Origin of the sequence: Myxococcus sp. CA023 (assembly GCF_010998615.1) — a bacterium.
Taxonomy (GTDB): Bacteria; Myxococcota; Myxococcia; order Myxococcales; family Myxococcaceae; genus Myxococcus.
This window is the reverse complement of the sequence record NZ_JAAEAH010000012.1, coordinates 105316-125110: the sequence shown is the minus strand read 5'-3', so window position 1 is coordinate 125110 and position 19795 is coordinate 105316. Positions and strand designations below refer to the sequence as shown.

At 68.0% G+C, this 19795-nt stretch carries 17 protein-coding genes; 6 read left to right on the top strand and 11 right to left on the bottom strand.

What is annotated here, in order from left to right:
* The first annotated feature begins 65 nt into the window (after nt 1-65).
* The 4 genes from F8M74_RS07745 to F8M74_RS07730 all read left to right on the top strand — a co-directional run bounded on the left by F8M74_RS07745 (nt 66) and on the right by F8M74_RS07730 (nt 5563).
* Nucleotides 66-2549: a PIG-L family deacetylase gene (locus tag F8M74_RS07745; protein ID WP_141257375.1), complete on the top strand. Its 2484-nt coding sequence runs from the start codon at nt 66-68 to the stop codon at nt 2547-2549.
* On the top strand, nt 2546-2725 hold the full coding sequence (locus F8M74_RS07740) for a hypothetical protein (protein WP_141257374.1): 180 nt from the start codon (nt 2546-2548) through the stop codon (nt 2723-2725). The genes F8M74_RS07745 and F8M74_RS07740 overlap by 4 nt, the downstream gene beginning before the upstream one ends.
* A complete protein-coding gene (locus F8M74_RS07735) occupies nt 2722-4434 on the top strand; it encodes a sodium:solute symporter (RefSeq protein ID WP_141257373.1) in 1713 nt (570 codons plus the stop codon). The genes F8M74_RS07740 and F8M74_RS07735 overlap by 4 nt, the downstream gene beginning before the upstream one ends.
* 94 nt (nt 4435-4528) lie before the next feature.
* A complete protein-coding gene (locus F8M74_RS07730; protein WP_141257372.1) occupies nt 4529-5563 on the top strand; it encodes a hypothetical protein in 1035 nt (344 codons plus the stop codon).
* A gap of 1 nt (nt 5564) precedes the next feature.
* Here the strand turns inward: F8M74_RS07730 and F8M74_RS38440 are convergent, their stop codons facing one another.
* From F8M74_RS38440 to F8M74_RS07715, 4 genes are all read right to left on the bottom strand, one after another.
* Nucleotides 5565-5687 carry a hypothetical protein gene (locus tag F8M74_RS38440; RefSeq protein WP_255470724.1) on the bottom strand — a complete coding sequence of 41 codons (123 nt, stop codon included), beginning with the start codon at nt 5685-5687 and terminating at the stop codon, nt 5565-5567.
* 36 nt (nt 5688-5723) lie between these two features.
* Nucleotides 5724-6374, bottom strand: coding sequence for an SRPBCC family protein (locus F8M74_RS07725; protein WP_141257371.1), 651 nt, complete (start codon nt 6372-6374; stop codon nt 5724-5726).
* A 123-nt stretch (nt 6375-6497) separates the two neighbouring features.
* Nucleotides 6498-7913, bottom strand: a complete 1416-nt coding sequence (locus F8M74_RS07720) for an L-serine ammonia-lyase (RefSeq protein WP_141257370.1) — start codon at nt 7911-7913, stop codon at nt 6498-6500.
* A 201-nt stretch (nt 7914-8114) separates the two neighbouring features.
* Nucleotides 8115-8402: a hypothetical protein gene (locus F8M74_RS07715; RefSeq protein ID WP_228559364.1), complete on the bottom strand. Its 288-nt coding sequence runs from the start codon at nt 8400-8402 to the stop codon at nt 8115-8117.
* A gap of 11 nt (nt 8403-8413) precedes the next feature.
* Here F8M74_RS07715 and F8M74_RS07710 point away from each other — a divergent pair, with 11 nt between their 5' ends.
* On the top strand, nt 8414-9781 hold the full coding sequence (locus F8M74_RS07710) for a tail fiber domain-containing protein (protein WP_228559362.1): 1368 nt from the start codon (nt 8414-8416) through the stop codon (nt 9779-9781).
* A gap of 78 nt (nt 9782-9859) precedes the next feature.
* On the opposite strand, the gene F8M74_RS07705 is transcribed toward F8M74_RS07710, so the two are convergent.
* From F8M74_RS07705 to F8M74_RS07695, 3 genes are all read right to left on the bottom strand, one after another.
* A complete protein-coding gene (locus F8M74_RS07705) occupies nt 9860-10684 on the bottom strand; it encodes a hypothetical protein (protein WP_141257368.1) in 825 nt (274 codons plus the stop codon).
* A gap of 14 nt (nt 10685-10698) precedes the next feature.
* Nucleotides 10699-11502 (bottom strand): hypothetical protein, encoded by an 804-nt coding sequence (locus tag F8M74_RS07700; RefSeq protein ID WP_228559361.1) that lies wholly within the window; start codon nt 11500-11502, stop codon nt 10699-10701.
* Nucleotides 11503-11563: 61 nt separating this feature from the next.
* Nucleotides 11564-13483, bottom strand: a complete 1920-nt coding sequence (locus F8M74_RS07695) for a serine/threonine-protein kinase (protein ID WP_141279463.1) — start codon at nt 13481-13483, stop codon at nt 11564-11566.
* 162 nt (nt 13484-13645) lie between these two features.
* Between F8M74_RS07695 and F8M74_RS07690 the strand changes: the two genes are divergently transcribed.
* Complete coding sequence (locus F8M74_RS07690; RefSeq protein WP_141252974.1) at nt 13646-14335, top strand: GNAT family N-acetyltransferase; 690 nt, start codon at nt 13646-13648, stop codon at nt 14333-14335.
* Between the two features lie 74 nt (nt 14336-14409).
* Here F8M74_RS07690 and F8M74_RS07685 read toward each other — a convergent pair whose 3' ends face one another.
* From F8M74_RS07685 to F8M74_RS07670, 4 genes are all read right to left on the bottom strand, one after another.
* Nucleotides 14410-15801 (bottom strand): ammonium transporter, encoded by a 1392-nt coding sequence (locus F8M74_RS07685; RefSeq protein WP_141252972.1) that lies wholly within the window; start codon nt 15799-15801, stop codon nt 14410-14412.
* A gap of 143 nt (nt 15802-15944) precedes the next feature.
* Nucleotides 15945-16229, bottom strand: coding sequence for a hypothetical protein (locus tag F8M74_RS07680; protein WP_141252971.1), 285 nt, complete (start codon nt 16227-16229; stop codon nt 15945-15947).
* 632 nt (nt 16230-16861) lie between these two features.
* Nucleotides 16862-18460 carry a hypothetical protein gene (locus F8M74_RS07675; protein WP_228565686.1) on the bottom strand — a complete coding sequence of 533 codons (1599 nt, stop codon included), beginning with the start codon at nt 18458-18460 and terminating at the stop codon, nt 16862-16864.
* 230 nt (nt 18461-18690) lie between these two features.
* Nucleotides 18691-19794: an efflux RND transporter periplasmic adaptor subunit gene (locus F8M74_RS07670; RefSeq protein ID WP_141252970.1), complete on the bottom strand. Its 1104-nt coding sequence runs from the start codon at nt 19792-19794 to the stop codon at nt 18691-18693.
* Nucleotide 19795 lies beyond the last annotated feature (1 nt).

Sequence of the window (19795 nt, the reverse complement as noted above, 5' to 3'; positions counted from 1 at the left end):
GCGTGTCATCCCGGGTCGAACGCGAGCCGCGCGCAGGGAAGAGGCTTGTTATAGGGTCCGCCCGAATGCGGAACCTGCTCCTCGGAATGACGCTGGCCATGAGCCTTGGAATCGGGTCGAAGGCGGTGGCGCAGCCTCCTCGGCAGCTCCATGCGGGTGAAATCGCGGCGGGCCTGAAGCGCCTCGGTGTGACGGGCAGTGTCCTCTATGTCGCGGCCCACCCGGACGACGAGAACACGCGCTTGCTCGCGTGGCTGGTGGGAGACCGCGGCCTGCGCGCGGGTTACCTGTCCGTGACGCGCGGCGATGGTGGGCAGAACCTCATCGGCACCGAGCAGGACGCCCTGTTGGGGCTCATCCGCACGCACGAGTTGCTCGCCGCGCGGAGCGTGGACGGCGCGGAGCAATTCTTCACGCGGGCGCGGGACTTCGGCTACTCGAAGAGCGCGGAAGAGGCGCTGCGCATCTGGGGACATGAAGAGGTTCTGGCGGACGTGGTGCTCGCCATCCGCCGCTTCCAGCCAGACGTCATCATCACCCGCTTCACCACGGAGCCGCCGAACCACGGCCACCACACGGCCTCCGCGCTGCTGGCGGCGGAGGCCTTCATCGCCGCCGCCGACCCGAAGCGCTTCCCCGAGCAGCTGTCCGAGGTGAAGCCGTGGAAGGCGGACCGCCTGCTGCAGAACGCCTCGCAATGGTGGTTCAAGCCCGATGAGGACCTGTCCCGCTACGTGAAGCTGGAGGTGGGCGGCTACGACGCGTTGCTCGGGCGTTCGTGGGGCGAGGTGGCCGCGGAGAGCCGCAGCCAGCACAAGAGCCAGGGCTTCGGCCAGGCCTCGGACCGAGGTGCCAGCACGGAGTACTTCACACCGCTGGCGGGGACGCTGCCGAAGCGCGACGTGTTCGAGGGGCTCGACTTCTCCTGGAGGCGTTGGAAGGGCTCCGAGGCCGTGTCCCGCGCGGTGGCCGCCGCGACGAAGGCGTTCGATGCGCGCGCCCCCCACCGCTCCCTTCCCTCGCTCGTCCGCGTCCACGAGGCGCTGACCGCGCTGCCGGACACCCATCCGTGGAAGGCGCCCAAGCTGCGTGAGACGGAGGCGCTCATCGCCGCCTGCGCGGGTCTGTTCCTGGAGGTACGTGCCGCCGCGCCCACAGGCATCCCGGGGCTGCCGGTGGCGTTGGACGTGGTGGCACTGAACCGCTCGCCCGCCGCCGTCGAGTGGGTGGGGCTGACGCTGCCAGGCGAGAAACCCGAGGCCGTGGGGAAGGTGCTGGGGGCGAACGTGCCCTTGAAGCTGTCGCGCACGGTGACGCTGCCGACGACGGCGCCCATCTCCACGCCCTACTGGCTCCGCGAGCCCGTCGCCGGAGGGCTCTACACGCTCGAAGGCGAGGACCGCGCGCTCACCGGCCAGCCGGAGGGCGTTCCCGCGCTGTCGGTGGTGTTCGAATACAAGGTCGCGGGCCGGCGCTTCCGCGCGGTGCGTCCGGTGGTCTACGTCTGGACCGACCCGGTGAGCGGCGAGCTCTACCGTGACTTCGAGGTCGTCCCGCCCGTCACCGCCACGCTGGCGCAGGACGTGCTCATGTTCCCCAACGGCGAGTCCCGTGTCGTGCCGGTGGTGCTGGCCGCGGGGATGGACCAGGCGCTGGGCATTGTGCGAATGGTGGCGCCGCCCGGCTGGCGCGTGGAGCCCTCGGCGGTCGCGTTCAAGTTCGAGGCGCGCGGAGACGAGCACACCATCACCTTCCATGTGACGCCGCCCCAGGGCTCGACGCAGAAGGGTGACCTCTCCGTGAATGTCGACATGGGGGACCGCGCCTGGTCCTGGCGTGCCCGTTCCGTGTCCTATCCACACATCCCGCCGCTGACGGTGCGTCAGCCGTCCAATGCCACGGTGGTGCCCTTCGCGCTGGCCACGAAGGGCAAGCGCATCGGCTACATCCCCGGGCCGGGCGACCGCGTCGCGGAGAGCCTGAGCGCGGTGGGCTACGAGGTGACGCTGCTCCCCGAGGAGCGGCTGGCCCAGGAGAAGCTGGAGCGCTTCGACGCCATCCTCGTGGGCGTGCGCGCCTTCAACGCCAACACGCACCTGACCGTCCACCGGGAGCGGCTGCTCCAGTACGTGGAAGGCGGCGGGCGGCTGGTGGTGCAGTACAACACCAACAGCCGCGTGGGGCCGCTCACGTCCTTCGTAGGCCCCTATCCGCTGGAGATTGGCCGCGACCGGGTGACGGATGAGGCGGCGGTGATGACGCCGCTCCGCGCCGATGAGCCGCTGCTGCGCGCGCCCAATGCGCTGACGGCCGCGGACTTCGAGGGCTGGGTGCAGGAGCGCGGCCTCTACTTCGCGTCGTCGTGGGACGCTCGCTACCAGCCCGTGTTCGCCATGCACGATGCCGGCGAGGCGCCGCTCCAGGGCGCGCTGCTTGTCGCCCGCCATGGCAAGGGCACGTTCGTCTACACGGGCCTCGCTTTCTTCCGTCAGCTTCCCGCCGGGGTTCCCGGCGCCTACCGCCTGTTGGCCAACATCCTTTCTCAATGAGCACTGCCCCCCAACTGAATCCGAGTGAGCCTTCCGCCGAGGTCCCCGCGCCCCGGCCCGAGCTCGATGACGCGCCGCCGCTGCTGGGCTCGTGGCGCAACATCTACATCCTGGTGCTGGGCACCTTCTTCCTGTTCCTCGCCCTGGGCTGGGTGCTCACGGAGGTGTATTCGTGACGGGGCTCGACTGGGTGGTGCTCGGTGGCACCATCGCGTTCATCGTGGCGTGGGGTATCTGGAAGTCCCGTGGCGCGGCCTCCAGCGAGGAGTACCTGCGCGGCGGCCGCGAGCTGAAGTGGCCCACCATCGGCCTGGCGGTGATGGCCACGCAGGCCAGCGCCATCACGTTCCTCTCCGTCCCCGGGCAGGCCTACGAGGACGGGATGCGCTTCGTGCAGTTCTACTTCGGACTGCCGATCGCGATGATCATCATCAGCGCCGTCTTCGTGCCCATCTACTACCGGCTGAATGTCATCACGGCCTATGAGTACCTGGAGTCACGCTTCGACCTGAAGACGCGGCTGTTGGGCGCCTTCCTCTTCCTCATCCAGCGTGGACTCGCGGCTGGCATCACCATCTACGCGCCCGCCATCATCCTCTCCGCCATTCTCGGCTGGCCGCTGGAGCCCACCGTCATCGTCATGGGCGCGGTGGTCATCCTCTACACGGTGACGGGCGGGGCCAAGGCGGTGAGCCAGACGCAGAAGCAGCAGATGGTGGTGATGATGGGCGGCATGGTGGTGGCCGCCATCGTCATCGTCTGGCGGCTGCCGGAGCACGTGTCGTTCGGCAAGGCGGTGGACGTCGCGGGTGCCTTCGGCCGGATGAACGTGGTCAGCTTCGACTTCGACATGCAGGACCGCTACAACTTCTGGTCCGGCATCACCGGAGGACTTTTCCTGTCCCTGTCGTACTTCGGCACGGACCAGTCGCAGGTGGGCCGCTATCTCTCCGGCCGCTCCATCTCCGAGAGCCGGCTGGGGCTGCTCTTCAACGGCGTGCTGAAAATCCCGATGCAGTTCCTCATCCTCTTCGTCGGGATTCTCGTCTTCGCCTTCTACCAGTTCAGCACGCCGCCGCTGCTCTTCAACGAGGCGCTGCGCACCCGCGTGCAGGGCACGGCGCAGGCGGCCGAGTACGCCGCGCTGGAGTCGAAGTGGGAGCAGGTCCAGTCCGGCAAGCGCGCGGAAGTGGAGCGCTACCTGTCGGCCGTCGATTCAGGCGACGTGGCGGCTGGGGATGCGTCGCGGGCGCTGCTGCAGGGCCATGCGCAGGAGGCGAGCGCCGTCCGCAAGGAGGCCAAGGACCTGGTGGTCCGCGCGCTGCCGGGCGCGGAGACGAAGGACTCCGACTACATCTTCATCTCCTTCGTGAAGCGCTGGCTGCCCAGCGGCCTGTTCGGCCTGCTCATCGCCGTCATCCTGTCCGCGGCCATGAGCTCCATCGCCAGCGAGCTGACGGCCCTGGGCACGACGACGACGGTGGACTTCTACCGGCGGGTCTTCCAGCGCAACGCTTCCGACCGGCACGTGCTGGTGGCGTCGAAGCTGTTCACCGTGTTCTGGGGCGTCGTCGCGGTGGGCTTCGCGACCTTCGCGTCGCTCTTGGACAACCTCATCCAGGCGGTGAACATCCTGGGCTCCATCTTCTACGGCACAGTGCTGGGCATCTTCCTGGTGGCCTTCTTCGTGAAACACGTGCGCGGCCATGCCGTGTTCGCTGCGGCCGTCATCTCCCAGGCGACGGTGATTGCCCTCTTCTTCCTCTCCGACGTGGGCTACCTCTGGTTCAACGTCATCGGCTGCGCGCTGGTGGTGGCGCTGAGCCTGGTGATGCAGGCCGTCCTGCCACGAGGCGAGACGCCGGCCCCGGCGCCGGGGGCCTGAGTCCGCGGCATCCAGGGCGGTGAAGGCCGGGAGGCGTCCGTGAAGGGGCGCCGGCCCGGCCTTGAAGTATGCTCGGCCTGGGAGAGGGACGGACATGTCTGACGGGAAGAGGCGGCCCGGTCGCCCGGGACGTTCCGAGGAGCCACGCATCGCCCCGGAAGAGGACGAGGACGCGACGCGGGACATTCCGCTCCTCACGCGCCCCGAGGAGACGCGTATGGGGCCCGTGGAGCCTCGCTTCGAGGAAACGCGCATGGGCCCCGTGGAGTCCTTCTCCCACGAGGAGGACCTGCCCCCCTTGGAGCCTCCCGCGCTGGAGACGCGGATGGGGCCCGTCCCGGACGCGCGACCCGCCCGGGCGGGTCGCTCACGCGGCGCCGCCAGAAGCGCGCGGATCGAGCCTCCAGCGCCGCCTGCCGAGGTCCACACGGACGCTATGCCGCCGAAGCCTCCCAGGCCGCGTGGAGGCCCGGAGGCGAAGGCCCCGGGCGCCCCCGAGAAGCGCGCCAGTCCGCCGAAGGCCAGTGCGTCCCCCGCCAGCGTGGGCGTGGTGCGGCTGAGCCCGCTGGAGCCCCTGGGCGCGAAGGTGGTGGCCGCGGAAGAGGCCCCCGCGCTGCGGACGATGTTCGCGAACCACTCGGCGCTGCTGGCCGAGCAGCTCCGCGACGCGCTGTCGACGAAGATGTATGGCCGCGGCCCTCACCGGGTGCTGCGCATCGACGAGCCGGAAGGGCCCAGCACCGCGGGCGGGAAGCTGGCGCGGCAGGCCATCTCCCTGGTGCCTCGCAAGGGCGCGGGGACTTCGCTGACGTGTGGCTGGGTGGACGTGTCCAAGCGCGAGGCCCAGCTCCGCAACTTCGAGGCGGTGGCGAAGCGGTATGCGCTTCACCACGGCGAGCCGCTGGAGATGCAGGCCGAGGAGTACGAGCGCTTCCTCACCGACGTCGAGGCCGTGCTCACCCAGGCCGTCATCAAGGTCCGCGTCATCGTCCCCGAGGAAGCGGGCGCGGTGCGCGTCGCGAGCCCTTCCGCCTCCGCGAAGGGCGTCCCGCCCGTCTGGGCAGGACTGCTGGCCGTGCTGGCCTTCGTGCTGGGCCTGCTCGCGGGGCGGATGGGCTCAGGCGGCTGAGCTACGCGGGGGGCGGAGCCTCACGCTCCCAGTGGCGGCGGGCGATGGACTCGGCGAAGCGCTGGCCGAGGCCTTTCGTCTCCACCTTCGCGCTGCGGACGACGCCGCGCGTGGCAGTGTCCACCACTGTGCGCTCGGACCCCGTGGCGTCAGGCGTGCATCACGGCACGGCGGGCGCGGCCACGGCGGGAGCACCTTCTCCGGCCGGCGCAGCGGCGGCGGCTTCCACGCGAGCCTTCTCCTCCGCTACACGCGCGGCCTCGGCCTCCGCGCGCTTCTTCGCGTCGGCCACGGCGACGTCCTTCAGGGTCGCCAGGCCCTTCTCGAAGTCCTTCCCAATCATGGCGTCCATGTCCATGAACAGGGACATGGCCTTGCTCATGAAGTTGTTCTCGCCGGACATGGCCCAGACGAGCTGGGTGCCGCCCTCGGCGGCGCTGAAGGTGAAGGTGGTGGTGTTGGTGGCGGCGAAGGGCTTGATGAACTCGAGCTTGATGGTGACCTGCTCGTTGGCCTTGCTGTCGGTGATGGTCATCCGGCCCTCACCGACCTGGTCGTTACCCACCCAGGCGTAGCCCGCGCCCGTGCCTGACTCCGGGCCGGAGTAGGTGCGCTTCTGCTGCGGGTCCAGACCGTCCCAGGGGGACCACTCGGTCCAGCGGTGGAAGTCATTCACCAGCGGGAAGGCGATGTCCGCGGACACGGGGAGCACCGAGGTGCGCTGATAGGTGAACGTGTCGGGACGGGTGACGACGAAGCCGACGAACAGCAGGATGACGGCGGCGAGGCCGACGAGAATCTTCTTGAGCATGGGGAGTGGGTCCTCACGAGGCGGCCTGGGATGGCCGCGCTCCTGGCGCGCGTCTTAAAGCGTGTCCGGCGCCCCACGCAACCCACGCACAGCACAACGACTACGACGGGGATTGGTTGTGGCTCAGCATTCCGGAAGGCCCACGCTCAGGTTGGCCACCTCCAGCACGTTGGCGGCCAGTCCCCCTCGCGCCGTCTCCTTGTACTTGTCCTTCATGTCGCGGCCGGTGTCGCGCATCGTCCGGATGACCTTGTCCAGGCTGACGAAGTGGCGCCCGTCGCCGTGGAGGGCCATGCGCGTGGCGTTGATGGCCTTCACGGAGGCCATGGCGTTGCGCTCGATGCACGGCACCTGCACCAGTCCGCCAATGGGGTCGCAGGTGAGGCCCAGGTTGTGCTCCATGGCGATCTCCGCCGCGTTCTCCACCTGGAGCGGCGTGCCCCCCATGACCTCCGTGAGCGCCCCCGCGGCCATGGAGCAGGCGCTGCCGACTTCACCCTGGCAGCCCACCTCCGCGCCGCTGATGGAGGCGTTCTCTTTGTAGAGCACGCCAATGGCGCCGGCGGTGAGCAGGAAGCGCACCACGCCGTCCTCGTTCGCGCCGGGCACGAAGCGCCAGTAGTAGTGCAGGACGGCGGGGATGATGCCCGCGGCGCCGTTGGTGGGCGCGGTGACGACGCGGCCTCCCGCCGCGTTCTCCTCGTTGACGGCCAGGGCGTAGAGGTTCACCCAGTCCAGCACGGTGAGCGGGTTGGTGAGGCCGGCCTCGGGACGGCTGATGAGCTTCTGGTACATGCCCGCGGCGCGGCGCTCCACCTTGAGGCCACCGGGGAGGATGCCGCCGCTGGTGCAGCCACGGCGCACGCAGGCCTGCATCACGTCCCAGACGCGCAGCAGTCCGGCGCGAATCTCCGCCTCGTCGCGCCAGGTCTTCTCGTTGGCGAGCATGAGCGAGCTGAAGCTCATGCGCTCGCGCTCGCAGTGGGCCAGCAGCTCGGCGGCGGACCGGAAGGGGAAGGGCAGCGGCGTGGTGTCCTTGCTCAGCGGGTCCTTGCCCGCCGCGGCGGCGGACTCGTCGACGATGAAGCCGCCACCCACGGAGTAGTAGGCGGCCGACGCCAGCTCCGCGCCGTCCGCGCCGGAGGCGGTGAAGCGCATGCCGTTGGGATGGAAGGGCAGCGAGCGGCGGCGGTGCATGACCAGGTGCTCGCCGTCTCGGAACGTCACCTCGCGCTGACCGAGCAGCGCCACGCGGCCTTCCGCGCGCCAGCGGGAAATGATGGCGGGCACGGCCTCCACGTCCACGGCCTCCGGTGTCTCGCCCATCAGGCCCAGCACCACGGCCTTGTCGCTGCCGTGGCCCTTGCCCGTCGCGCCCAGCGAGCCGAACAGCTCCACCTTGAGCCGGGTGAGCCGCTCCAGCACGCCCGTGTCCGCCAGCTTCCGGGCGAACATGTGCGCCGCTCGCATGGGCCCGACGGTGTGCGAGCTGGAGGGTCCGATTCCAATCTTGAAGAGGTCGAAGACGCTGACGGCCATGGCGAGCGCAACATGCCACGTTTCCAGTTCCGTCCCAGTGTCCCCCCGCCGAAGCGCATGTCACCGCGCGGACGGATTTACGTCATTGGAAGTCCAACGAACACGGGTAGGTCGCACTCCAGGCGAGCGTCCTCAGTGTCGTGCGCGTGTGACGCGATAGACGCGGCGCGTTGTCTGGCCCGCTGCGTCGAAGTGACGGGCTCACGCGACGGCGGACGCCGTGGGTGTTTCCGCGCCGTTTCGTTCCTCGTCGATGAGCGCGAGCGACTTGCGGCACTCGGCGGCTTCGGCGACGCGAGTCAGCTCGAGGTCACCGTGGTGCTTGCGCACGGCCTCGGCGATTTCGTCCAGGCTCGCTCGGAAGGACTCCTTGCGCTCGTTGATGCGGTTGATGCGCCGGATGGCGAACGTGCGGTGCAGTTCGGAATCCAGTATGGACCTTTCCGCGAAGGATGGCGGCCAAGGTCGTTTCCTACCCAGATTCCACACCGGGAGACGACATGAGGGGGCGAGGACTGTTCGCCGCGATGAGCTGCATCACCCTGGCCTCCGCGGGGTGTGGTTCGGAGAGGCCACCCGCACAGAATTGGGAGGTGGGTTCGGGGCTCCGGTTGGATGACAGCAACGTCGTCAGTGTCGCGTATGGCTCGGGGCCGGGGACCGTCGTGGAGGGGAGCGACCCTCGCTTGAGCGATGCGCGTCCGCCGCTGCCGGGCAGTGGGGGCTACATCCAGAATGGGACGCAGCCCCAGGACGCATCGCTGTCGCTCGCGGGCATGGCCAGCACGCGGTCCGGCCTGTTCGTCGACGCGGCGGCGGCTGTCGCGTCCCCCGTACCGTTGCTTCGCGTCACGAACACGAGCGAGGCCCAGCCGGTCTGGGACGCATTGCCGGTCTTCACGGTAGATTCTGGCGGCGGACTGCTGGCGCGAGGCGCGCATGATCTGGAGGCGCCGCTGCCGATGAGCGGCAGAGGCATGCGGCTCATGTGGGCGCCGGCCCGCGGAGCGTTCCGCGCGGGCAACGCGGAGACTGAGTGGGACATCGCCAACGTGGGGGAATATTCGTGGGCCGGAGGCAACCGGAACCGGGCCAGCGGGTACGGCACTTTCGCCTTCGGTGACCAGTGCGTCGCCAGCGGCACGGTGGCCGTGTGTTTCGGCTCTAGCAATCAGGCGACGGGAACGGCGAGCTTCACCAGTGGCGCGTCCAACACCGCGAGCGGCTTTGGCTCCACGGCGCTGGGGTACACCAACTCCGCGACGGGGCAGGGGAGCGTCGCGCTTGGGTACCGCGTCCATGCGATGGGGGACTACAGCGTCGCGCTGGGCTATCGCGTGTCCACGGGGGGCCGCACGGGCGCGTTCATCTGGGGCGACGAGTCGACCACCACCACCGCCACCAGCACCGCGGACAACCAGTTCATGGTGCGCGCCGCGGGAGGCGTCCGCCTGAGGACCCGCGCCGACCTGGGGACGGGGTGTGACCTTCCGGCGAACTCGGGTGTGTTCACCTGCACGTCGGACCGCAACATGAAGGAGGACTTCCGCCACGTCGATGGGGAGGCCCTCCTGGCGAAGGTGGCGAAGCTACCCGTGGAGTCCTGGCGCTACAAGGGCGAGGACCGGCAGGTGCGGCACCTGGGGCCCGTGGCGCAGGACTTCCGCGCCGCGTTTGGCCTGGGGACCGATGACACCAGCATCGGCATGCTCGACATCGACGGGGTGAACATGGCCGCCATCCAGGCGCTGGAGCGGCGGACGCGGGAGCTGAACGCGAAGAGCGCCGAGCTCGATGCGCTCAAGGCGGAGCTGGCGGAGCTGAAGGCGAGCGTGGCGCAGTTGAAGGCGTCGCTGCCGCGTCCGTGAGCCACTGACGCCAAAGACACGAAGGGCCGGGAAGACGTCCGTGGGACGCCGGCTCCCGGCCCTCGTGCTGACGGATGGCTACTGGTCGTCGCAGGGCGTGCCCAGGCGGGCGCCTTCGTACACACCGAGCTCGTTGTAGATGAGCGGCAGGTTCTCATCCACGGGCACCTGGCGCAGCTCCAGCCGGCGCTTGGTGTTTTCAATCCACATGGCGGGCTTCGCCTTGTCGAGCAGCAGGCGGAGGTCACCGCGCTTGGTGGAGAAGATCTCGCCTTCGGAGTCGGAGATGACGTTGGTCATCTTCTGGGCCTTCAGGCTGCCGCGCGGCCCGATGAAGACGCGGTAGTTCTTCTGCTCCGCCTCGTGGAAGCCACGGTCCACGAAGTAGTAGGCGCCCTTGGTGTCACGCAGCAGCGCGTAGGGCACGAACTTCTGCGGGTTGGGCTGGAAGGTGGCCTTGCGCAGCAGCTCCGCGGCCGGCTCACCGTCCAACATGGTGAGGTCAATCTTCTTCTCACCGCAGGTCAGGGAGCAGGTGCGCTCCTTGCGGTCAATCTCCACGCTCGACATCACCCGCCAGTCGATGCCGCGGAAGTTGGGGTTCGCGCCCTTGTTGAAGAAGCGCGGGTCCAGGAAGGACGTGGCCGACGTGTAGGGGCCGGGGCGGGGCACCTGGACGAACTGTTTCTCATCGCCGTAGTAGAGGACGGCGTTGGTGTCCTCGTCGTCGGGCGTGAGCGCCACGTAGTGGCCCTTGCCGTCGGTGCACACCGACGTGGCCTCCAACATCATCTTCTCGCCGAGGTTGGACTCCTTGCCCCAGGGGGGCTGGATGGGCTCGGCCGCCATGGCGGCGGTACACGCGAAAGACATCGCCGCGAAGGCGAAACGCTGGAATCGCATCGTGAAGGCTCCGACTACAGGTTCTGCTTGAAGTACTTCGTGGCGAACTTGTCCTGATTGGGGGCGTCGCGGGAGGTCGTCCAGATGACGCGGTCCGCTTCAAGCTTGGGTTCCAACGCGGAGCCGAAGCGGCAGCTGACCTGCTTCACCTTCTCCTGGATGGTCTGCTTCGCGATGGCGGACGCCGTACACAGCTCCTTGAGGCTGGTCAGCGGGGTGCCACAGAAGCTGGAGATGCTCAGCTCCTTGAGCTGGTCCTCGTTGATGCTGCTCCAGTCGATGCGGGCGGCCACGGACGTGCCACACGCGTTGTTCATCTCTTGGAGGGTGGCGGCAAATTCCTTGTTGTGGCCGGACTCCTCGCCCTTGCGGTCGAAGGCCATCAGCTTCGTCAGGGTGCCATCCTTCATCTGCTTCTGGTGCTGCGCGTAGACCTCCTCCGGCTTCAGCGCGGCGGTCTTCTTCTCGTCATAGGCCAGGCGGATGGGGCGCTGGCGGCCGGGCACGTAGAGCTCGTACTTCGTGTCCCGCACGTGCAGGGCCGTGTACTTACGGCCGTGCCACTGGGTGCTGTAGTTGAACTGCTCGGTGCTGCGGGTGCTCCAGTCGTTCTGCTCGTAGGGGAACACCAGTCCGTCGAACTCCGAGCCCGTGCCCTTCACGCGCAGGATGAACTTCTTGTCGGAACGGGGCGTGAGCGGCACCACGGCCACCTCTTCGCCCTCCGTACCGGAGTACACCTTGCCAGCTTCCACCGGCGCGGCGGCCAGGGCAGGCGACGCCCCCAGCGCGACTGCCGTGACAATCACTGCGACCATGTTTCTCAAGCGAATCACCTCGTGTTGCATGAGGGCCCCCCAACCCGGATGGCCCGCTGTTTCAGAGCTCGATGTCGTGCTTCTGGCAGAACTTCTTGACCTTGGCACGCTCCGCTGACGCGACCTTCGGCCACTCGCTGACCGCACCTCCCAGGTCCTTCTGCTGGCAGTAGGCGCGAGTGAGCAGCGAATACGCCGCCATGGAGCGCTTCGTGCGCTGGCTGCTGCGTGCCAGCGCGATGGCGCGGCTGGCGTCACCCGAGGCCAACGCGCTTTCTCCGTCCTTCAACAGCTTGCGGACCTGCTCGGGAAGTTCTTCCTTGGGCTCGGGACGCGTCACCGGGCGCGAGGTCGGCTTGTCGGGCGGGGTGACAGCGGCCACCACCTGCTGCGGGTTGTCTGCGTCCGGCGGAGTCTGCGTGCCGTTGGCCTGCTGCGTGCCGTTTGCCTGCTGCGTGCCGTTTGCCTGCTGAATGCCGTTTGCCTGCTGCGTGCCGTTTGCCTGCTGCGTACGATTGGCCTGCCGCGCGTCCTGGGGCGCGCGGGCGTCCGCCATGGGCGTCGTGGGCGAGCCCGTGGCGGAGGTGCCACCCTTCATCCACCAGACGAGTCCCACGCTGGAGGCCAGCAGGACCGCCGCGGTGGCGCCGATGAATGCACCGCGCCCCTTTGCCGCGGGGGGCGGTGAGACCGGCGTGGACGGGGCGGACAACAGCGCCGCGGCGGCATGGGCTTCGGCGGCGCCCGGGATGGGCACGGGAACGCTCACGGCCGTGTGGTGCTGAGCGGGGCGTTCCGGCACGGGAATGGCCGGAAGCTGCTTCGAGATGAGCGTGGGCTCCAGGCCAGGCGGGTCGATGAGCGACGCGGCGGACAACTGCGCCACGCCCATCTGCCCCGTGGCGGATGGACTGAAGCCCTGCTGGCCGGTGCCGGGCGCCATCGTGGAATCGAAGCCCTCGCGGCCCGTGTCCGGTGCCACCTTCAGGCTGCCGGGCGGGACGGTGGCGGATAGTGAGGCCGGGCCCGCGGAGGGCAGCGCGATTCCGGACGCCGGGGCCTGGGGACGCGGGGCGGGCTGGTTGCCCGCCGTGGTGGACAGCGAGTGCAGCGGCGTGCCCGTCAGGTCCGCGATGAAGGAGGAGACGTCCGGGTAGCGCTCGTCCACGCCCTTGGCGAGCGCGCGCATCACCGCGGAGATGGCCTCCGGCGTGGCCTCGGGACAGAGCGGGGCCAGGGGCTCGGGCGGCTCATAGACGACGCGGAAGATCATCTGTGCGAGGCTGCCTGAGCCGAACACGGGTTTGCCGGCCATCATCTCGTAGACGATGCACCCCAGCGCGAATACGTCCGTGCGTGCGTCGATGTCCCGGTTCTTCCCTTGGGCCTGCTCCGGAGACATGTACTGAGGCGTCCCGATGATGGTCGCCTCCTGCGTCTGCACCGTCGTGGAGCTGAGGACCTTGGAGATGCCGAAGTCGAGCAGCTTCACGCGCTCGCCCACCACGCCACCGGAGTCGGTGGGCACCAGGAACACGTTGGCCGGCTTGAGGTCGCGGTGGATGACGCCCGCGCCGTGCGCCGCCTGGAGCGCCGAGCCCATCTGCCGGGTGAAGGAGACCACGTCCTCCATGGGCAGGCGCCCGCGCTCCAGGCGCTCCTGGAGGCTCTCACCGCGCAGGTACTCCAGCACCAGGAACGGGTTGCCGTTCTCCAGGGTGTCGTAGTCGAGCACCTCGACGATGTTGGGGTGGCCCAGCCGCGAGGCAATCTCCGCTTCCCGGCGGAAGCGCGCGAAGATTTCGGGCGTCAGGTGGTCGCCGCCACGCAGCACCTTGACCGCCACCTGCTTGCCGGGAAGCCGCAGGTGTTGGGCCAGGTACACCGAGCCCATTCCTCCCCGTCCCAGTAGGGAGACAATCCTGTACGTATTCCGCAGGACCTCATCAATGCGGAGGTCACCATCAGCGGGTAGGGTCATGGGGCTGGGACTCTCAGGCAGGGCATTCCGGGGAAACTTCGCCCATTCCATCCTCCCACCCCCCCATGAGGCAACCCTCCTGATGTCGCAGCACACCCAGCCGGGTCGTAGCATGCGACGAGACTGGGCGTCCCACCGGCAGCCTGCTAAGGAGGCGGGCGTATGCCGAAGGCCAAGACTCCCAAACCCCCGGACTCACTCGAAGTTCGAGTGCGCCGCATCCACAGGCGGGACCTGAACCGGACCTGGGAGTTCCTCAAGCTCGTCTTCCGGGACGTGAACCGGGAGACGGTGGAGTACCAGCGGCCTCGCTCCAAGCGGCGATTCCTGGAGGTCTACACCTCGGAGTGGATCGAACAGCTCCTCTATGAGGTGGACGGTAGCATCGTCGGTTACTCGGAGTGCGCCTTCGAGGCCACCGGGGACGACAACTGGGTGAACCCCCGCTGGTTCGAGAAGCGGGGCATGCGGCCGCTCTTCGTGGAGGAACTGGCGGTGCACCCGGACTATCAGGGGCGGGGCGTGGGCAGCTTCATGTTGGATCAGCTCCAGCACCTGGCCCGGACGCGGGGCTGCACGCACCTGGTCCTGGAGGTGGCGGAGAACAACGAGTCCGCCCTGACGTGGTACCGGACGCGGAGCTTCTACAAGCTGGATGCCGCCATCTTCATGGCGCAGAAGGTGCCCGGCGAACCGGACCTGCTGCCGCCGCGCCGGTTGAAGCGCCGGCAGAAGCCCACCGTGGAGACGGGGACGCCCTCGACGGGCCCCATGCCGGAAACCGCGCCCACCCGGGCCCGGGCCGCGGCACGCAAGGGGCGCGCGCCCGCGGCGAAGAAGAAGAGCAGCTGAGGCTGCTCAGTCTTCGAACGAGGCCGCCGCCCGGGGCCCGAGCGGCGGCACGCGACACAGGACTTCGGTGTCGCTCAGGCTGGCTGAGGTAGGCGGGACGCGTCCGGCGCCGGCTCGGTGGCGACCGCCGTCGTCGCGGTGAGCGCGGGCTGTGGCACGGGCGCGATGATGGACTCGCCCACCGTCTCGCCGTGCTGGCTCAGGTCCAGGCCTTCATCCTCGTGCTCGCGGGTGACGCGCAGTGGGACGATGCGGTCCACCAACTTGTAGAGCAGGAACGAGCCGGCGAAGGAGAACACCGACACCAGCACCAGCGCCAGCATGTGCATCATGAAGGTGCGCGTCTCGCCGTAGATGAGGCCCACGTCCTTGGCCAGCACGCCCGTCAGCACCATGCCCACCACGCCGCCCAGGCCGTGGCAGGGGAAGACGTCCAGCGTGTCGTCAACGGAGGTGCGGTTCTTGAAGTGCACCGCCGCGTTGCTCACGAAGCTGGCGACCAGGCCCACGAAGATGCTCTGCCCCACGGTGATGAAGCCGGCCGCGGGCGTCACCGCCACCAGGCCCACCACCGCGCCGATGCACGCGCCCATGGCGCTGGGTTTGCGGCCGCGCAGCCAGTCGAAAGCAATCCATCCCAGCATCGCCGCCGCGGACGCCGTGTTGGTGGTGGCGAAGGCCAGCGTGGCCAGCGATGAGGCCGACATCGCCGAGCCCGCGTTGAAGCCGAACCAGCCGAACCACAGCATGCCCGTGCCCAGCATCACGAAGGGGATGTTGGCGGGCGCGTGCGTCGTGTTCTCCACGTGCACCTTGCGGCGGCCCAGCACCAGCGCGCCAGCCAGCGCCGCGAAACCCGCGGACATGTGCACCACCGTGCCGCCCGCGAAGTCGAGCACGCCCCACTGACGGAGGAATCCCTCCGGGTGCCACGTCCAGTGCGCCAGCGGCGCGTAGATGACGAGCGTGAAGAGCACCATGAAGAGCACGTACGCCTTGAAGCGCACGCGCTCCGCGAACGCGCCGGTGATGAGCGCCGGGGTGATGATGGCGAACTTGAGCTGGAACAGCGCGAACAGCATCAAGGGGATGGTGGGCGCCAGGTCCGGGTGCGTCTCACCGCCCACGCCGCTGAACATGAAGAAGGTTCGCGGGTCGCCGATGAGCCCATGGAAGCTGTCGCCGAAGCACAGGCTGAAGCCCACCACCACCCAGAGCAGGCTGATGACCGCCATGGCGATGAAGCTCTGCAGCAGCGTGGACACCACGTTCTTCAGCCGCACCATGCCGCCGTAGAAGAAGGACAGGCCCGGCGTCATCAGCAGCACCAGCGCGGTGGCTGTGAGGAGCCACGCCGTGTCCGCGGTGTTGATGGGCCCCCCTTGCTTCAACTGCGCCGCCGGTTCGACCAGCAACCCCGCCACACCCACACCCACCAGAAGGGCCATCGCCAACCACTTCTTCATTGCGCCTCCGTCTGGAAGAATGACGCAATGCATGATGTGGTGTGTTCGCGCTAGATTCAATCCAGGCTGGGCTTATTTTGCGCCCAGGCAGGTTAAAATGGTCCGGATTTAGTCTAAGTGGATGCTGGCTGGCGGGCGGGGGCTCACTTCACCTGGAGGCGCCCATCCTTGATTTCCAGGTCTTCACCGCCCTTGAGGACCACGGTTCCCGCGTCCGTCTTCACGGAGCAGGGCCCGGAGCCCTGGATGGTGACGGAGGCCGTCTGGCTCTTGCCGAACGTCACCGACGTCTTCACGCCGCTGCACACCACGGACCACGAGTGGTCGCGCGAATCGCGGTTGTAGTAGCGCACCGTCACCGCGGCCCACGCGGCGGAGGACGCGAGCAGGGATGCAACCAGTGTCACCGCGGCGAGCTTCGTCTTCATGCCTTCTTCCCTGAGTCAGGAGCGTTGGTGCCGCGCACACTGGAGCACGGAGTTGGTGCTTGTCCATGCCTCGCGCGTGACGGCAGGCCGAGTCATACGACGCATCCCTGACAGTCGCCCGGACAGACAGGTGCTTTGCCTACGTACAAACCACCACGCCTCAGTGGGTGGGCGTGGGCAGGTCGGAAACGTCGGTGGCGTCCACGTCGGGCGCGCCGCGCTCCAACTCCCCGGAAGATCGCCATCCGCCAACGATAGTGCGGCGCACGAAGGCAGCACCGGCAGGAGCCCACGAGGGCGGCTGCGGTCGACATGGCCGCCGGCGAGCGCAGCCTGTCGCGCTCACGTAGCACCGACCAGGGGGCAGGAACGCCCTCCGTGGCCACCGAAAATTCGGGTCCAGTGCCACGCGTGCGTTGGCAAACGCGTGATTGCGTGCACGGTACTGCGAATGGGGCCCCGAAGAGTGCAGGGGCCCCAGCCCGCGGTCGTCGCCGCGGAACAGACGGTCTATGAGCAGAGCAGCCGCGCGAACCACGGATCGCGCATGATGGAAATCCCATCCATGAGGTGCGTAAGCCTCAACGGAGTCGGTGAGGATGTATCATCGTCGACTCCGCCGAGAGCTGGCATCAGTGAATGGAGTTGGGGATGGTCAATGCACCGCTGACCGTGGTCGCGCTGGCTCTCGGAACATGGTCATACGCGGTCATTGGCTGTCCGGAGCGCGCATAGCCTTCCGAGCGAATCGCGTCGATGTGGAGAAAGGAGGTGCCGGGCGGAAGCAGGTCCGGAGGAATAACGACGGAGGTCGCGTCCCCGGCGAGATAGATGTGAGCGCCACCCACGCGAGAGGGCGCTCCGAGTGACACGACATAGCCGTCGGGCGCGCCGTCCGCAGGCGCCTGCCAGGAGATAACCTGAGGTCCGCTGGTGAGCGTTCTCGGGAGGTATCCGTCGGCCCCATCCACCATCAGGGCACGGGGCGGTTGTACAAGGGGACGAATGGGCCGGCCCGAGAGGTTCGCAACACGATCCACCCATGCAATTGAGCCGGTGGTGAAAAACTGATTCGCCCCGGGGGCGCGGGGAATGCGAAGGCTCACGAACGCACGAACCAGCACATCCCGGTTGGATGGATAGGGGTTTCCATAGACAAGGGTGGTCTGGACATCCTCCGCCATGGATGGTGGGCGCAACATCGCCGCGAGGATGGGCCCATTCGTGGGAATCCTCACATCCGCTTCCCCGGGGATGGTGGTGACGATGGAGAGCACGAGAGGACGCGCCTGGGCGCCTGGATGCGTTTGCTCGGCGAGGGCCTTGAAGTCGGAGACCTTCCAGTCCACGGAGAGTGAATGCGTGCTGGGCACAGCTTGGAGGCTTCCTTGGATGGGCATCAGATGGGTGCCGTCGAAGTCGAGCGGGGGAAGCTGAGCGGAACGCACCATGGAGCTGTATCCGAGTGGAGTGCCCTCGGGCAGCGTCTCGGCCTGTCGCGGGGCGTACTGGTGCACCCAAATCCTATCCCCGCGTTCTCGTTCGAAGACTGGGACAGTGTCCGTGGTGCCGATACTCCTACCCGAGTCGTTCCATGAGGTCTGGCCTTCGGCGAGTCCGTCAGACATCGCCAGAATCGCGGAGAAGGGAACTTCTTCGGACATGATTTCTAGCGAGTGGCCCGGCGCCTCGGGCGGCGTTGGGAATGGGCTGTACTGCCAGGGTTCCAGGTGAGTCAGCGAGATGTCCGCATAGACGAACGACCTGTCTTGCAGCCGAACATCGGGACGCCCCACGAGGTTGATACTCAGGTCCACGTCACGAGCGCGGGTGACGACGTAGTCCGTGCCCACCTTTACGTAATACGTTCCATCCGGCACGTTCGAGAAGATGACCTCTCCAGGGCCGCCGATTCTCCCCGGAACTTCATTCAGCGAGGTTCCGTCCGCGACGAAGAGGGAGATGGGCGTCCTCTCGAAGTCCTCGGGGCGCATCTCGATTCCCCCGGGCGAGTGGTAGCGTCGCACGCGTTGGATGCGCACCTGGAGGGCCGGGTCCTCGTGCGGCCCCGCATCCGGAGAAGGGCCCGCATCCGGAGAGGGGCCCGCGTCGGGTAATAGGCCCGCATCGGGTATTGGGCCCGCGTCGGGAGTCGGAGAAGGCGGCTCTGGGTCGGAGCATCCCAACGCGGTCATACAAAGCAATAGAGGTAATGCGAGTGAACGGCTCATCGACATGATTCGTCCAATGAGTGCCCAGAGGCCCGGCCGCCAGCGGGAGGTGTGCGCTGTCTTGCGGCCCCTCGCTTGGAGCGAGCAGCCGCCGACAGGCGCGGTTGTACATGGCGGTCTTGGAAATATTCCAATCAAAGAGACGAATGATGGGTGTGCAGCTTTATGCACACCCTCCCATCCGCTTCCGGTGCCCGGCCAGTTGACGATTCATGCCGTCTGGGCGGAGCTCAGCCCCCGGCAACGGCCATTCCGTCCTTCATCTCCTCCGACGCCTTCAACACGAGCACGTCTCCAGTCTCAATCGCGCCGAACACCTCGACCTTCTCGCCGGCACGCATGCCGCGCGATACAGGCACGCGCTTCGCCGCGCCATCCTGCACCCGCAGGACGTAGGTGCCCATTCCGCTCTCCACCAGCGCCGTCCGGGGAATCATGACGGTGGGTCCCTGCGAGGAGAGCGAAATGCTCGCGTCGGCGACCATCAAGGGCAAGAGCGCCCCGTCCGGGTTGTCGACGTCCGCCTCGATTCGCTCCGCGCGAAGTGCCGCGTCGAGCGCCCCCGCCCTCCGGGTGATGCGCGCGGAGAACTCGCGCCCCGGGAGCGAGCGTATGGTGAACTTCACTGTCTCACCCAGCCGGACATAGGGGCTGTACGCCTCTGGAATCGACACGTGGAGCCGAAGCTTCTGGACGGTCCGCACCACCAGCATCGGCTTGTGCGAGCCCCGGCCCGAGGGGCCCACGTAGGTCCCGAGCTCCACGTTCCGTTCCGTCACGACGCCGTCGAACGGTGCCCGCATCACCAGGTAGCTCCGCATGGCCAGCAGCTCGTCGTAGTGCGCCTTGGCGGCGACCACTTGCGCGGCATCCGCCTGCTCCTTCGCCCGCGCCTGGTCGATCGCGTCGCGGGCCACGGCACCCTCGGTCGCGCTGGTCCGCACGGTGCGCTCGTAGCTTGCCTTCGACGCGACATGGAGCGCCTCCATCGCGGCCCACCGCGCCCTGGCGGATGCGAGCTGCGCTTCAATCTCCGGCGCTTCGAGCGTCACCAGCACGTCGCCCTTCCTGACGACGTCGCCGATATCCACTCGGAGGTGCTTCACGTAGCTGTTGACCTTCGCGTACACGTCCACCGTCTGGTCCGCGACCAGCTCGGCCGGAAGTCGCATGTTCGACGCCAGCTGGGATGCCTCGACCCGGAAGGTCTCAGTGGCTGCGCGCGCGGTGGGCACGGTGGCCCCCACGGAGGGCTCTGCGGTCCGGCAGCCGCTCACACTCGCTAGCCCACCGAGGGTCAGCAGGATGCACCAGCGGTTCGCTCGTGTACGCATT